Source organism: Pseudomonas putida S13.1.2 (genome assembly GCF_000498395.2).
GTDB classification, from domain to species: Bacteria; Pseudomonadota; Gammaproteobacteria; order Pseudomonadales; family Pseudomonadaceae; genus Aquipseudomonas; species Aquipseudomonas putida_Q.
Genome location: NZ_CP010979.1, coordinates 1,865,388 through 1,881,076, shown reverse-complemented (window position 1 = coordinate 1,881,076; position 15,689 = coordinate 1,865,388). Strand labels below are relative to the sequence as shown.

The window sequence follows — 15,689 nt, the reverse complement described above, 5'->3', positions numbered from 1 at the left end:
CGATTTCGGCATCGACGCTGAGATCGTGGGGCCGCTTTGCGGCCCTTTCGCGACACAAGGCCGCTCCTACAGGGGTTTTGTGTTTTGGCTGATTTATCCGATAAAACCAATAAAAGGAATTCAACTGTGGCCGCTGAAATCCAAGACAGCCGTTCTGCGCGCTTTGCCTTGCGCTGTTCCAACTGGGCCGAACGCTGGTTCCCCGATTCCTGGGTGTTCGCTGCCCTGGCGGTGCTGCTGGTGTGTATCGGTGCCCTGGCCATGGGTGCCAAACCGACCGACACCGCCAAGGCCTTTGGTGACGGTTTCTGGAGCCTGATCCCGTTCACCATGCAGATGGCCTTCGTGGTCATTGGCGGTTACGTGGTGGCCAGCTCGCCGCCGGCCGCACGGCTGATCGATCGCCTGGCGCGCATCCCCGGCAATGGTCGCTCGGCAGTGTGCTGGGTAGCCCTGATCTCGATGCTGGCCTCCTTGCTCAACTGGGGCCTGTCGCTGGTGTTCGGCGGCCTGCTGGTACGCGCCCTGGCGCGGCGCACCGAACTCAAGATGGACTACCGCGCCGCTGGCGCGGCCGCCTACCTGGGGCTGGGTGCGGTGTGGGCGCTGGGCTTGTCATCGTCGGCGGCGCAACTGCAGGCCAACCCGGCCAGCCTGCCCCCTTCGATCCTGTCGATTACCGGGGTGATCCCGTTCACTGAAACCATCTTCCTCTGGCAGTCTGGCGTCATGCTGCTGGCGCTGGTGCTGGTCTCGCTGGTGATCGCCTATGCCACGGCCCCTGGCCCGAACAGCGCACGCAGTGCCGAAGACTGCGGCGTCGACCCTAGCTTCACAGCGCCACCTACACCGCAGCGCACCCGCCCCGGTGAGTGGCTGGAGCACAGCCCGATCCTGATCCTGCTGCTGGTGGCCCTGGCCGCTGGCTGGCTGTACCAGGAGTTCGCCACCAAGCCGGCGATTACCGCGATCTCCGGGCTAAACACCTACAACCTGTTGTTCATCATGCTCGGTGCCTTGCTGCACTGGCGCCCGCGCAGCTTCCTTGATGCGGTGGCGCGTGCCGTACCGACCACCACGGGGGTGCTGATCCAGTTCCCGCTGTACGGGTCCATCGCGGCCATTCTCACCCAGGTGAAGGGCGTGGATGAACAGACGCTGGCCCACCATATTTCGCTGTTCTTCACCCAGATTGCCACCCATGACACCTATGCCGTACTGATGGGGGTGTACTCGGCCGTTCTGGGCTTCTTCATCCCTTCGGGCGGGGGCAAGTGGATCATCGAAGCACCCTACGTGATGCTGGTGGCCAACGACCTGCAGTACCACCTGGGCTGGGCGGTGCAGATCTACAACGCTGCCGAAGCCTTGCCGAACCTGATCAACCCGTTCTACATGCTGCCGCTGCTGGGCGTGCTGGGGCTCAAGGCGCGCGACCTGATCGGCTTCTCGTTTGTGCAATTGCTGGTGCATGTGCCGTTGGTGCTGGTGTTGCTGTGGGCGCTGGGCACGACGCTGCAATACGTACCGCCTGTGATGCCATGAAGGCAGGGCCGCTGTGCGGCCCATCGCCGGCAAGCCAGCTCCCACAGGTCCGGCGCATGCCCAAAAAGTGACGCTGTATTTGTGGGAGCCTGGCTTGCCGGCGATGGGCTGCAAAGCAGCCCCAGCATTTCGCCGGCAGTCCACGTATCATTACCAGGCTGCCTCAGCCTGGGAAACCCGCGTCACATGTCTATCCGATTGAAACTGCTGCGTAAGAAACTGGGAATGACCCTGGAAATGCTGGCCGAGAAGACCGGCATGACCAAAAGCTACCTGTCCAAGGTCGAGCGCGGCCTGAATACACCCTCGATTGCCGCCGCGCTAAAGCTCGCACGGGCATTGAACGTCAATGTCGAAGAGCTGTTCGCTGAAGAGCAGGTCGGCCAGAGCCGCTACAGCCTGGTGCGCCATGGCGAACGTCAGGCCCTGGTAGGAGATGGGCAAGGACCGGGCTACGCAGCCCTCACCAGCCAGGTCGGGCAGCGCAGCCTGCTGCCGTTTCTGATCCAGCCGCCGAACGAGTTCAGCGACCCGACGTTCAAGGAACACCTGGGCGAGGAGTTCCTGTTTGTGCACGCAGGCCAGGTGGAGGTGGATTTCATGAACGAACGGGTGCTGCTTGAGCAAGGCGATGCCCTGCATTTCAACGCGCAGACACCGCATCGACTACGCTCGGTGGGTGCTCTACCGGCGCAATTGCTGGTCGTGGTTCACCACGCAGACGAATAAACCCCTGGGGGGGTAGAGCACGCCCCCCACCTGTTCTCATGCGTGAAACGCAGCCTCCATCACAGCACCACCCCTTTGCATATTTTGCATGTCGGTATTTTGACGAATGCCCCCATCTCCCATTGAATTTTATTATGGTGTCGGATCATTGACGTAGTGTCATTGTGCCCATAAGCTCAAGTCAACAGCGAAACAACTCCCGCCACACCGTGCAAATAACTAATTGATTTTCCTAATTTTAGGAGGGGCGTATGCGCACGACTTTGATTATCAAATCGATGTTCTTGCTGGTGTTGCTGAGTGGGGCTGCGCGTGCGGCTGATTCATACGTAAACCAAAACAGTATCATTCCTGTTTCAACCGCCGGCTGGTTATTGGCATTCGCGGTTGTCGGCTTTGTACTGGTGGCAAACAGAAGAAAAATCTGAACCTGATCGGCTCGTTTTCAACGCGAGCGCAAGTTGTTGCAAGCCCAGGGCCTGGCTTGTGAATTTCCCAACCGTTGCTATATTCCCAGTAGCCCTTGAAAGGCCTTGGTTGCAGAGCAAGGCAGCCTACCTGTAAAGCGTCAAGGTTGGGGCCTCCAGGAAGGACGGGCCATCGCGGCGGGTTTAAGCCGCGAAGCAGAGCGAGAGTTGGTGTGCTGTTCTCATTCAGTGCTCTTTTTCGGGCCATTTGGCCGGAGGGACCCTCATGATGCGTTCAATGATTGCCGCATTCTGTGCGCTGGCCGTGTGGTCCAGTGCCGGTAACGCCGATCAGAGCGGTGCGGCTTACCTGCTCAGCCCCGGTGATGTGGTGATGGTTTCGGTGTGGCAGGAAGACAGCCTGCGTCAAGAAGCCACCGTACTACCCGATGGCAGTATTACCTTCCCCTTGGCCGGGCGCATCAATGTTGCCGGGCTGGATGTAACGGCAGTTGAGAAGCAAGTGGCTGCCAAACTCGAAAAATTCCTCCCCGACCCGAACGTCAGCGTTGTCGTCAAGAGCATCGCCGGCAACCTGGTCTATGTACAGGGTAAAGTGATCAAACCGGGCCCTGTGCAAATGGCGGGCCCTACCGCAGTGCTTCAGGCGCTGAGCATGTCGGGCGGCCTGGACAAATTTGCTGACGAAAGCGATATCAAGGTGGTCCGCGGCACCGGCGCTTCCCAAAAGATCCTGCCCGTGCGATATAAGGACCTGGTGTCTGGGCGGGACATGTCCACCAACATCCAACTTCAGGCTGGCGATACGCTGGTCGTTCCTTGATCTTGCCTTTAATAAGAACACTTAATGCCTCTTCTAAGAACAACTAGCATTGCAACGGCAATCCTGGCTTTGCCGTTTACGGACGCGGTCCTGGCGGCAAATTGGCAGTCTACGGTGGTGGTACCGACATCCGTCGAGTATGACAGCAACCCTTTGTTGCTGACGTCGGGGGAAAAGGGCGTAACGCGCACGATCATCGCGCCGGATTACACCCTGATCGGTACCTTCGACCAAGACGAATTGAGGTTGGGGCTGGGCATGCATGTGTTGCGATCGTCTGACACCGATGTGGTCGATGACCGTGAAGACCCCGATATCAGCCTGGGCTGGCAGCGCACCACCGAACGTGGGCGTTTCGGCCTGGTGGCCCGGTACAACGAAAGCTCGACGCTGTCGGGGACAGTGCTGGATACCGGGGTGATCACCACCGACGGTACGCAAAAGCTCTACACCCTGACCGGCAACTGGAGCCAGGCGATTACCGAGCGCAGCACCCTGAGCAACGAAACCACCTACAACCGTGCCCGTTATGACATCAGCACACTGACCGGCTACGACGAACTGGCAAACGTATTTACCTGGACCTACGCCTGGAGCGAGCGGGCCGATGTGTATACCCGCTTCGGTGCCCGACGCTATGACCCCGAGCAGGACCTTACCGCGACCGCGTCCAACAGCTACACCCCGGCAGTGGGCATCAAGTACCAGCTTGCCGAAGGCCTGAGCGCCGATGCCCACATTGGCGTCAACCAGGTGTCTGGCGATGACGGCGGCCGGCGCGGTGAGGGAGGGGTGGCGTTGCTGTACACCGGCACGCGTGCCATTGCCAGCCTGACCGCTGAGCGCAGCACGGTGGCCAGTGCCGAAGGCGGGTTCGCCGAGCTGGACCAGGTGCGTGGCGTGTGGAGTTACGCTGTCACCGAACTGACCCGGGTGGGCGCTGACGCTGCCTGGCAAGACAGCAAGGGGCAGAGCCCTAACACACTGCAGACTTACAGCGTTTGGGCCAGCCGGCAGTTTTCCCCGTACTGGGACCTGCGCCTATCGCTCATGTACAAGGAACGGCAACAGGACCAAGCGCCCGATGCAACCGCTACGATCGTTGGTTTGACGTTGACGTACAGGTACCCCGACATCTGAACTTCAGGCAGGTGGCCCCATGAAGTCTGACTACGAACTCTCCATCAGAGATTACATCGCCATTATCAAGGACAGGGCCCTGGTGTTAGGGGTGAGTGCCGTAGTCATTCTTGCCGCGACCGTGGGTGTCGCGTTGATGGTGCCGCCGATCTACCAGTCGACCGGCACCATTCTCGTGGAGTCGCAACAGATTTCCCCCGAGCTGGTGTCGACCAACACCACCAGCTTTGCCGATGAGCGCATCGAGGTGATTCGCCAGCGGGTGATGACGCGCGAGAACCTGCTGCGCATCATCGACAAGTACAACCTGTTCGCCGACAAGCGCTTGAGCGAGTCCGACAAGATCGACCAGATGCGCAACGCCATCGTGGTCGAAACCCTCACCACGTTCGTGCGCGGGCGGGGCGAGGCGACAGTTGCGTTCAATGTGTCCTTCGAACACAAGCAGGCGCAAGTCGCCAAGGAAGTGGCCGACGAACTGGTCACTCTGTTCCTTAACGAAAACCTCAAGCAGCGCACCGAGCGGGCCAACGAAACCACCGAGTTTCTTACCCAGGAGGCCAACAAGCTGGGCGCCGAGCTGGCCAGCCTGGAAAACCAGCTTGCCGACTTCAAGCAAGCCCACGCCAATGCCTTGCCCGAGCACCAAACCCTGCGCATGAACATGCTCTCGCGTTCGGAGCTGGAGTTCCGCGAGGTCGACCGTGACTACAAGGCCGCCCAGGAAGAACTGCGCTACCTGGAGCTGGAGCTGTCTGCGGCCAATGCCGGCCTTGCAACCAAGGTTACCGAAGGCAGCAAACCGACCAGTCCCGACCAGGCTCAGGACCTGCCAAGCCTGAAAGCCGAGTACGCCCGGTTGCTGACCCGCTACAAGGATGCCCACCCGGATGTAGTGGCGGCCAAGCGCAAGATCCAGGCGCTGGAAGCCAGCGGCGGGCGCACGGCCACCACGTCCACGGTCAGCCTCGAGGTGGCGCGCGTTCGGGCCAAGATGAGCGCGGCCCAGGAACGTATCAGATCGCTGGCCGATCAGAAGCGTGAGCTGACCAGGAAGATGGAAGGTTACGAGGCCGAGATCCTCGAGGCGCCGCAAGTCGAGCGTGGCCTGGTGACCTTGATGCGTGACCACGATAATGCGCGCAAAAAATATGAAGAAATCCGTGCCAAGGAAATGGGCGCGAAAATTACCGAAAGCCTGGAGCAGGAGAACAAGGCCGAGCGCTTTGTGCTGCTGGAGCCACCGCTGATGCCTGAGAAACCGATCAAGCCTAATCGCAAGAAGATCGCTGCGTTGGGCCTGGTGTTGGCGCCGGCAGGCGGTGGCGCCCTGGTGATGCTGCTGGAAATGCTCAACCAGCGTGTGCGCGGGGTCGGCGCGCTGGAAAGCCTGCTGGGCAAACGGGTGCTGGTGGCTCTGCCCTACATCGATACCAGGGCCGACGTGGCCAGGCGCAAACGCTGGCGTAACTGGCTGATGCTGGCAGCACTGGCGTTGGCGGCTATCATGGTAGTGCTGGTGCACGTCTTCTACATGCCACTGGATGTGCTGCTGTTCAAAGTCATATCTCGGTTTGCATAGGGAAAGCAGTGATGGACAGGACCAAGCCGTCTGTTGGCAATAATCTTCACCAGGTTACCCCGGGTACCCCCCAGGCATTGTCACCCGCACCCGGCACGGCGCTGGCAGAAGTGCCTGGGCTGTTCGACTATGTGAACACCAAAGTGGTGCCGCTGCGGGCGGACCATCTGGAGCGCCACCGCATCGTGGCGTACAACAAGAACTCCAACATGAACGGGCCGATCGACCTGCTGCGCACGCAGGTGCTCAGGGCCATGGAGGAGAACGGCTGGCGCACGCTGGGCATCACCTCGCCAACGCCTGAGGCAGGCAAGACGGTGCTGGCGATCAACCTGGCCATGAGTATCGCCCACTACACCACCAAAACCGCCTTGCTGGTGGATTTCGACCTGCGCCGGCCCAAGGTCGGCAGCTGTCTGGGCCTGCCCATGGAGCAGGCGCTGAACGAGTTTTTGACGGACAAGGCCGAATTGCAGGAGTGCCTGGTCAACCCGACCCTGCCACGTTTCGTGGTGCTGCCGACGCGGGTGCCGGTGCCGATGTCGACCGAGATGCTGTCGTCGCCCAAGGTGAACAACCTGATCAGTGATTTGCGCAACCGCTACGAGTCGCGCATCTGCATTTTCGATTTGCCGCCGTTGCTTAGCTCTGACGATGCGATCACCGTGATACCCAAGTTTGACTGTGTGCTGCTGGTGGTGGCCAACGGGATGAACAACAAGAAGGAAATCGAGGACTGCTTGCATCACCTGGCCACGGTTAACCTGATCGGCACGGTGCTGAACAAGGCTGACGAGCAGCCGCGAACCTATTATTAAGGTTCGAAATTTTGGGGCTGCTTTGCAGCCCATCGCGACACAAGGCCGCTCCTACAGGTACAGCGCAATGGTCGAATTTTGCGCTGTACCTGTAGGAGCGGCCTTGCGTCGCGATGGGCTGCGAAGCAGCCCCCAAAGCTCTCAGCCCTGATGCAGGCTCCAGGGATACTGCAACTCCCACTGCCACGCATGCCGCACAATCTGCTCCAGCGAAGCAAACTCCGGCCGCCAGCCCAGCACCTGCAGCGCCTTGCTTGCATCTGCCACCAGCCGTGGCGGGTCGCCAGCGCGGCGCGGGGCGTCAAGGGCATTGATCTGCCGCCCGGTCACTGCCCGGGCTGTATCGATCACTTGCTGCACCGAAAAGCCCAGGCCATTGCCCAGGTTGAACGCGGTGCGCTCGCCACCTGCCAGTAAATAATCCACCGCCAACGCATGCGCCGTCGCCAGATCGGCCACATGCACGTAGTCGCGGATACAGGTGCCATCCGGCGTATCGTAATCCCGGCCAAACACCGTCACCGCCTCGCGGCGGCCTGATGCGGCCTGCAAGATCAGCGGGATCAGGTGGGTCTCCGGCTCGTGGCGTTCACCGAGCTGGCCATCGGGGTCAGCACCGGCGGCATTGAAATAACGCAGGCATACAGACTTCAAACCATATGCCCGGTCGAAGTCTTCAAGAATCTGCTCGACCATCCATTTGCTCAGCCCATAGGGGTTGATCGGCCCTTTGACATGCGCTTCATCGATCGGCACGTACTGCGGGTTGCCATAAACGGCGGCACTGGACGAAAACACCAGATGCCGGATGCCCGCATTCACCATGGCCTGCAACAGGGCAAGGGTGGCAGCGACGTTGTTCTGGTAGTACTTGCCGGGTGCGCTGACTGACTCGCCCACCTGGATGAACGAGGCAAAGTGGAACACCGCATCGAAATGGCAAACGCTGAACAGCACATCCAGCGCAGCTTCGTCGGCAATATCGAGCTTGGCCCACTGGATGCCGGGGCCAGGCGAAACCAGGTCCGCCACCACTACCTCATGGCCGGCACCGAGCAGGTGCTTGACCATGTGCGAGCCAATGTAGCCCGCGCCACCCACTACCAGATATTTCATCCGCACCTCCTGGAATCTGCTGTTTACAGACGCAGTGAACCGTCCCTGAAACGTGCAGGTGGGATGATCAGCTACAGGTGACCTGAGCGTAGATGGCCCTATACCCTATTTCAAGAACAGCCAGTTGGACATGTAGCTGCCATCGAGCGTAATGCTGTAATACCCATCCTTGTAGGCCACCGGCAGTGCCTTCAGCTGTGCCTGTGCATCGCGGGCGAACAGTTTCAGACCGGCGGGTGCCTTGATGGTCAAGCTGCCTTCAAGAGGTTCGACGTTGAAGGGCGTCTTGTCATCGGCCTTGGGCATGGCACGCGTGCCCAGTGACAGCAGCAGGTCGCGCGACTGGCCCAAGGGCTTTCCGTCCAGGCTCTGTACCGCCACGCTGGCGTAAGGGGTTTTCGTCTGTACCTGAACGGCACCCAGGCTGATCGAGCGGCCACCCAGCCAGCCGGTGGCGGCCTGGGTCAGTGGCGTGTCGATGGTGTAGACGCCTTGTTGCCAGTTGCGCTTGAGTTCGGCGGTGTCGGTAACCGACTCCATGGCATCGGCGGCCAGCAGCGATTGCCCCGGGTCCTGCAGCACTTGCGCGCCAGCCGGGATGGCGGCAGGTTTCAGCCAGGGCAGTTCCGGGGTCGGCGGCAGTGCGATCTGCAGCTGGCCCTTTTCCATGGCTGTACGCAACAGTACCGAATTGCGCGGGGTAATCTCCTGGTTGTAGAGGGTGGCGGGCGTCGGCGCGAATACGTAGCGGGTAGATGCCGGCTTCACGTCCGCACGGCGATAGAGCAGGGCGGCAGCGGGCAGGGTGGCGATCATCGCCGGGTCGTTGTACGCGTGCCAGTTGTCCGCCGTGCGCCAGCCCGGGTTGAAGCCTTGTTGGCTGTAGGCGTACTGCATCATGGCGTCCCAGCCCTGGTGGCTGGCGGTGCCGGCTATATACAGCGGCAACGAGTGGCGGTCAGGCAGCGGGAACGGCTCGGTGTTCCACTCGGTGACGGTCAGCGGTTTGCCCACCACTTGGGCGGCGGCGAGCCAGTCGATCATGCCATCGCTGGTCAACGGGTTCTTCTCCAGCTGGCCGATGGCGCCGTAGCTGTGGGCGTCGACTACATCGCCTGCGGTCAGCGCCGGCAGTGCGCTCAGGCCATTGCCGCCCCAGGTGCTGGTGGTGGCGATCGGCACTTTCACGCCCAGGCCGCGCAGTTGGGTGATCATGGCGGTGTTGAAGCGCTGCTCCAGGTCGTTGAGGAACAGCTTCGACGGGCCGTGCTCCCAGGCGCGCCAGGTAAGGTCGGCGGGCAGATCATGCTGCCTGGCGAAGGCTTTGGCTGCGGCCATGTAGCGCTCGCTATGGCGCGGTACATCCTTGTCCGGCATCAGCGCGTTACCGTAGTGCTGGGTGAGGTCGTTTTCGTTGGTGATCAGCACCGCGGCGATGGCTGGGTCGTCCTTGTAAGCCAGGCCGGTGTATTCATTCACATGGGTCAGGTACTGCTCGGCGAACCGTTTCATCGCTTTCTGGATACTGTCGTTCACGTAGGCGTAACCCTTCAGGTCGACGCGACCTTCCTTCTCGGGCAGCTCATCGAAGTCTTCAATATTGTCGCCGGCGGTAAACGCACGTTGCACGTGCATGTCCAGCCAGATGTAGATGCCTTCGTCCTTGAGTGCCTTGATCCACAGGTCGAGCTTGCGCAGCGACTCGGCGCTGAGCTGCTGGGTGTCGCGCAGCAAGGTGCCGTCGCCAAACACGTTCGGGCTCACCCACGGCGAATCGTGATGGTGCAGGCGTACCAGGTTGAAGCCCAGTGCCGACAGGCGCTTGGCCTGTTGGCGGATTTCTTCGTCGGGGCTCTTGAACAGCGAATAGGCAGACAGGTTGGTACCCCAGAAGCGCACTGGGGAGTTGTCCTCAAACATCAACTGTTCGCCGACCGCCTTGACGAAGCCGCGTTTGCCGGCGGGCTTTTCAGCGGCATTGAGGAACGACAGGTCCACCGGTGAGGTGCGCCAGTCCAGCTGGTCATCGGGCCAGCTGGCAGGGTCGGCCAGGCCGAAACGCTCGGTGGGCGTGGGGCCCAGTTCGATGTCGCCGGTCACGTTGAGCACCGCCTTGAGCTGCTGGCGGCCGGCGCTGATCGGGTCTTTGTAGAGAAACGCACGCAGCTCGGACGGGTTGCCGCGCTCGAAATAGACCTTGGCCAGTGGCGGATCGAAGCGCATCTCGACCCGCCGCCCCTGGTCGGCCTTGCCCCACGACCAGCCGCGGTTGTCGGGCAACAGTTGCGGGGCGCCCATGTCGCCCGCGATTTGCGCCGGGTCGAACTGGAACACCATACCGCCGCCCATCACCCCGGCCTGGCGGCTGTGGGCGTTGAGGTCGAATGCCCAGCTCAGGGTTTGTGCCTGGTCCTTGCGGATATCCGCCTTCAGGTCAAAGTCCAGTTCCTTGTTCTTGCCCAGCAGCGTGTACTGGTAGGGGCCATTGACCTTGAAGTCGGTGTAAAAGCCGGTCCAGCTCCAGTTGGCCGCCCAGAAGTCGAACTTGGCTTTCATCACCGGGCCGCCGCCGTGTGTCACGGTGGGCAAGCCATTCTGCTCATCGACACTGACCTGCCAGTCTGACCCCCAGCCGGCCACCGGTAGCAAGGCCAGGCCGGCAATGGCCGAAAGGCGCACGAGATGATGCAGGGTGAGCACGTTCATTGACATTACCTGGGTTGTAGGTCGGGTTCGGCCAGTTCCATGACCGGGCTGCTGTTCAGCCGGCGGACCATCTGGATGTAGGCCACGCCAAGCCCCGCGATTGACCAGTACACCACCGGGATGAAGGTGATGCTGCTGACGGTGAAGATGATCACCAGAATGCCGATCAGCGTTGCCAGCAGCACCCGCCCCAGCTGTCGCCGTTCGTCATCCTTGTCGGGAAAACTGAGCATGGCCCTGCGGATACCCCTCAACACCACGGCAAAGAACGCAACGAACAGCCCGAGCCCGACCAGCCCGACCCGCAGCGCCAGGTTGATGTAGGTGTTGACGATGTCGATGATGCCTTCGCCCTGGATCATCGACTGCATTTCCGGGGTGTTGCGGAAGTCGAACGAGCCGAACAGCGGGTTGCGCTGGATGACGATCCAGGAGTTGTCCATCAGCCGCTCGCGGTAGGTGATGTTCTCTTTTTCGATGTTGCCGATGTACGGCAGCAGGTCCAGCACCTTGTCACCGCCCGGTACGACGGTCAGCAAGGGCAGCGCCAGCATGCCGGCCGCGCCTAGCAGCGCCAGGCGCCTGACCGCGCCTTTGCCCATGGCAATGAAGACCACGACGATGACCACGACGCCGATCCACGGCCCACGTGACAACGGCGCGAACAGCCCGGCGGCCAGCAGCAGGGCGCCCATCGCCCTGTGCAGCGGGCGTTGCACATAACCCTGCACGAACAGGAACAGGCCGATCGCCACGCTCATTACGTAACCCAAGGCAATCGCCTGGCCGGTGGTGACGCTGGCCCGCAGTGCGCCGCCACGGCTCAGGTAACCGGACATGCTCCAAGGCACGCCCATGGCGTCGATCAGGGCGCTGTACAGCAGCCAGTGGCGCACATATTCGGCCACGGCGATCAGCGCCATGACGAACGCGGTGAGCACGAAGGCCAGCAGGGTGTCCTTGAAGTCGCTGATCTGGCGCAGGCCACGGCTGGCCACGTAATACGGCAGGAATACGTCGACATACAGGTACAGCGCCTGGCGCAGGGTATCGGTGAGGGTGGTTTCGCGCAGATACAAAACGCTCATCAGCAGCAGCCCGGCCGCCAGCAGCCTGTCGGCCCAGGTACGGCCGAAGCGCAACGTGTCCGCCTGCCGGCGCAGCTGCAGCGCGGCCGGCAGCAGCACGCACAGGGTGAGCAGGCGGATATGGTTGAGGTCGACCAGGTAGTTGACCACGCCAAACCCCGGTACCTGCACCGATGCCGGCGGGATCAGGAACAGCAGCATGTAGAACAACGCCATGGGGTTGTGCTCGCGGCGCCCTGCAAGCAACAGGATGACCGCGCCTGCACCCAGGTACAGCCAGAAGCTGTGCGAGACAAAGGCCAGCACAGTCAGCAGGAACCAGAGATTGCGCCGGCGCTTGTAGTCGCTGAGCGGAATAAGGTCGGTGGCAGGCCGCCGCGCCATCAAGAAGACCACGCTCGCCAAAAACAGGATGACGATCAACGCACGAAAATGTTCAGGCATCGGCTATGTACACCTTTCCCTTGGTGGGCAACGGCTAGCATCGTGGCTAATTGAAACTATAGTGACTTTTAGCTAATCAGTCAGAGATTGAAGTCATGCCGTCGATTGATGTGTCAGCCGCTGCGAGCCTGCGCAACCGGGCCCTGAGGGCCGGGTCGTGGAACCTGGTCTCGCAGGTGGCTTCTCAGGTAATGCGCCTGGGCGGCAATCTGATCATGGCCCGCTTGCTGCTGCCGGAAATGTTCGGGGTGATGGTCATCGCCACCACCGTTTCGGTGCTCCTGCATCTGCTTTCCGATGTCGGCCTGCGCCAGAACATCATTCAGAGTCACCGTGGTGACGACCCGGATTTTCTCAACACCGCCTGGACCGTGCAGATCATCCGCGGCTTCCTGTTGTTCGCCCTGACCCTGCTGCTGGCGATGGGCGCCTGGTTGGCCCAGCTGGCAGAACTGTGGCCGGCCGACTCTACCTATGCTGCCCCGGTGCTGCCGATGGTGCTGGCGGTAACCGGCCTGTCGGCAGCCATCTGGGGGTTCCAGTCCACCAAGATAGATGTGGCTGTCAGAACTTTCCAACAAAAGCGCGTGGTGCTGGTTGACCTGGCCTCACAGGTGGCCGGCCTGGTGGTGATGCTGGTGCTGGGCTTGCTGACCCATTCGATCTGGGCACTGGTGGTTTCAGGCCTGGTTTCGGCGGTGGCCTGGACTGTGCTGGGGCATACCGCCCTGGAGGGGCCGAACAATCACCTGCGCTGGGACCGTACGGCGCTGACCGAGTTGATCGTGTTTGGCCGCTGGATCCTGTTGTCGTCGATGGTCGGCGTGCTGGCCATGTACGGTGACCGCATCTGGTTTGGCGCCAGCATGTCGGCGGCCCAACTGGGGGTGTATTCGATTGCCGTGCTGATCCTTGGCGCAGTGCAGACCGCGCTGATGAAAATTGTCGGTGCCGTGGCGCTTCCCGCCTTCAGTGAAGCAGCCCGGGCTGATGACAAGGAGCGCCTCACAGCGCTGTATCACCGGTTCCGCCTGCTCGTGGACCTGCTTGTGCTGTTCATCTGTGGTGGCTTCCTGACCGCCAGCCCGTTGCTGATCGGCTGGATGTATGACGATCGCTACCGTGAAGCTGGCCCGATGCTAGCAATTCTTTCGCTGTCGTTCATCGTAATGCGCTATACATTGGCTCATCAGGTGTGGATTGCCTTGGGCCTGACCAAATACCAGGCCATGGACAACATCATCCGCCTGGTCTCGCTATGGGGGCTGCTACCGCTATTGCTGGCGATTGGTGGTGTGGAATGGGCGATCTGGGGCGTTGCCCTGCATGCCGTGCCAACTATGGTGCTGGTTGTGTATGTGAACTGCAAACTGGGTATGTTCAGCCTGAAACGTGAGCTGGTGGTGCTGCCGATGCTGCTGGTCGGGGCGCTGTGCGGAGCGCTGCTGACGGCCTTTTTCAACTGGCTTTGAAGCAGCGTGCTGGGTGCAACTTTCATGGGTACAGGTCACGGGATTATGGGGAAGCTCACTTTTTGTACTGCGCAGTTGGGCCGTAGAGGCTTTCTCCAGAGTTGTGTCTTGCTAGGTGTGGGTGGCGCGGTGTTTGGCGCCTCGGCGTCCGGTGCTGGCAAACCTGTCGAACAGCCCGCGTTCGTGGTAATCAACGGTTGGGTATTGCCGTCCCGTTACTTGCGGAACCCGCCAGCATGATCAAGGACTTTCAGCAGCAGAAGGCGCTGCGAGACGACTACGATTTCTGCATCATCGGTGCCGGCCCGGCGGGTATCACCTTGGGCTTGCGGCTGGCCGCCGCCGGCTGGAACGTACTGCTCGCCGAAGGCGGGGGGCGCGAATATGCGCCGCACTCGCAAGGCTTGTACGCCTGTGCATCCACGGGCCTGGAGCTGTATGCCGAGGAGACCCGCCTGCGTTATCTGGGGGGCACCTCCAACCACTGGGCCGGCCGTTGCCGGCCATTCACGCCGTCAGACTTTACCGTCGCCCCGCCAGGTGATTTGCCGGGTTGGCCTATTCCCTATTCGGAGATCGAAGGCTACCTGCCGGCAGCCATGGACATTGTCGACCTGCCACCCGGTTCGAATTTTCGTACCATGAATACCGGCCTGGATGGCGGTGACTTCGAGGCAGACCGCTTTTTGCTCAGCACGCCGACACGCTTTGCGCAAAAGTACGCCACGGCGCTGGAGCAGACCAAAGGCCTGGACGTATTCATCAACTGCAATTGCGTAGACCTGGAATTCGACAAGGGCTCCGGCCATCTGGCTGCAGTGGTTTTATCCGACTACGAACGCAATCGGCAGCGCCTGGTGGCAAGAAATTTCATCCTGGCCACGGGCGCCATCGAGAATGCCCGGCAGTTGCTTAACAGCCAGACGTTGGTGGCGGCCGGCGTGGTGAGCAAGGAAGGGCTGGTCGGCGGATGCTTCATGGAGCACCTGAACATCGACCTGGGTACGTTCATCCTGAAGTCCGGGCAGGACCCGGAGCCGCGCCAGTACTACACCACCGATGCCTTCGTGGACGAGTACAAGGCCGGCAAGGGCAATGTCACCGCCGCCTTGCTGGCCGATGTGCAGACCTATGGCCGCACCGCCGAGGTCAAGCATTTTCTGGAGAACCTGGCCTGCGACATGGGGGTTGCCAGCAAGGTCGCCTTCGTCGCCAAGTTCAGCTGCCCCGGCGACGGTGTGATCAGCACCATGATCGAGCAGTTCCCCAACCTGCACAGCCGTATTTCGCTGCTGGACGAGAAGGACGCACTGGGGGTGGCCAAGGTCAATGTCAACTGGGCGCTGAGCGCTGATGACCGGCACACCATCAAGTGCATTGGCAGCGAACTGGCCAAGCAGTTCGCCGACATGGACCTGGGCTTCGTCAAGCTCAACGATTTCGTTTACGACACCTCGATACCGCTGACAATGGCGCCGCATGCCCACCACATGGGTACCACGCGCATGGCAGCTTCGCCGCAGTTCGGTGTTGTGGATGCCAATTGCAAGGTGTTCGGTACCGAGAACCTGTATGTCGCCGGCAGCAGTATCTTCGCCAAGGGGGGCGCCTCCAACCCGACCATGCCGTTGTTGCAGTTTGCCGTGCGGCTGGCCGATCACCTCGATACCAGGATGAGAGCGGCCAGCGGCGCCGCTGCGTGATGCAGGTTGTACATCGGTTGAGTGCGCTGCGGTCAGCACCTAGAAAAATGAGACCGGAACGCCTCAGGACACTCCAGATTGTTAAGATCGCGAGG

12 protein-coding genes are annotated in these 15,689 nt (G+C 61.2%); 9 read left to right on the top strand and 3 right to left on the bottom strand.

The window, feature by feature from the left end; translation table 11 throughout:
• Positions 1-126: 126 nt before the first annotated feature.
• From N805_RS08530 to N805_RS08505, 7 genes are all read left to right on the top strand, one after another.
• The gene (locus N805_RS08530; RefSeq protein ID WP_028613937.1) at positions 127-1,545 is read left to right on the top strand and encodes a short-chain fatty acid transporter; all 1,419 of its coding nucleotides are present in this window, start codon (positions 127-129) and stop codon (positions 1,543-1,545) included.
• Between the two features lie 186 nt (positions 1,546-1,731).
• Positions 1,732-2,274 carry a helix-turn-helix domain-containing protein gene (locus tag N805_RS08525; RefSeq protein WP_019473928.1) on the top strand — a complete coding sequence of 181 codons (543 nt, stop codon included), beginning with the start codon at positions 1,732-1,734 and terminating at the stop codon, positions 2,272-2,274.
• A 251-nt stretch (positions 2,275-2,525) separates the two neighbouring features.
• On the top strand, positions 2,526-2,702 hold the full coding sequence (eppA, locus tag N805_RS30735) for an EPS-associated small membrane protein EppA (RefSeq protein ID WP_016487266.1): 177 nt from the start codon (positions 2,526-2,528) through the stop codon (positions 2,700-2,702).
• Between the two features lie 265 nt (positions 2,703-2,967).
• The gene (locus tag N805_RS08520) at positions 2,968-3,525 is read left to right on the top strand and encodes a polysaccharide biosynthesis/export family protein (RefSeq protein ID WP_028613938.1); all 558 of its coding nucleotides are present in this window, start codon (positions 2,968-2,970) and stop codon (positions 3,523-3,525) included.
• Between the two features lie 24 nt (positions 3,526-3,549).
• A complete protein-coding gene (locus tag N805_RS08515) occupies positions 3,550-4,665 on the top strand; it encodes a hypothetical protein (RefSeq protein WP_019473989.1) in 1,116 nt (371 codons plus the stop codon).
• A gap of 19 nt (positions 4,666-4,684) precedes the next feature.
• Positions 4,685-6,247: a GumC family protein gene (locus N805_RS08510; protein ID WP_028613939.1), complete on the top strand. Its 1,563-nt coding sequence runs from the start codon at positions 4,685-4,687 to the stop codon at positions 6,245-6,247.
• 11 nt (positions 6,248-6,258) lie between these two features.
• Positions 6,259-7,065: a CpsD/CapB family tyrosine-protein kinase gene (locus N805_RS08505; RefSeq protein ID WP_028613940.1), complete on the top strand. Its 807-nt coding sequence runs from the start codon at positions 6,259-6,261 to the stop codon at positions 7,063-7,065.
• Between the two features lie 141 nt (positions 7,066-7,206).
• Here the strand turns inward: N805_RS08505 and galE are convergent, their stop codons facing one another.
• From galE to N805_RS08490, 3 genes are all read right to left on the bottom strand, one after another.
• The gene (gene galE / locus N805_RS08500) at positions 7,207-8,181 is read right to left on the bottom strand and encodes a UDP-glucose 4-epimerase GalE (protein ID WP_028613941.1); all 975 of its coding nucleotides are present in this window, start codon (positions 8,179-8,181) and stop codon (positions 7,207-7,209) included.
• Between the two features lie 105 nt (positions 8,182-8,286).
• Positions 8,287-10,887, bottom strand: coding sequence for a cellulase family glycosylhydrolase (locus N805_RS08495; RefSeq protein ID WP_028613942.1), 2,601 nt, complete (start codon positions 10,885-10,887; stop codon positions 8,287-8,289).
• A 5-nt stretch (positions 10,888-10,892) separates the two neighbouring features.
• Complete coding sequence (locus tag N805_RS08490; RefSeq protein ID WP_028613943.1) at positions 10,893-12,419, bottom strand: O-antigen ligase family protein; 1,527 nt, start codon at positions 12,417-12,419, stop codon at positions 10,893-10,895.
• 95 nt (positions 12,420-12,514) lie between these two features.
• Here N805_RS08490 and N805_RS08485 point away from each other — a divergent pair, with 95 nt between their 5' ends.
• Both N805_RS08485 and N805_RS08480 read left to right on the top strand, forming a co-directional pair.
• Positions 12,515-13,891, top strand: coding sequence for an oligosaccharide flippase family protein (locus tag N805_RS08485; protein ID WP_028613944.1), 1,377 nt, complete (start codon positions 12,515-12,517; stop codon positions 13,889-13,891).
• 236 nt (positions 13,892-14,127) lie between these two features.
• A complete protein-coding gene (locus N805_RS08480) occupies positions 14,128-15,594 on the top strand; it encodes an FAD-dependent oxidoreductase (protein WP_028613945.1) in 1,467 nt (488 codons plus the stop codon).
• The last annotated feature ends 95 nt before the right edge of the window (positions 15,595-15,689 follow it).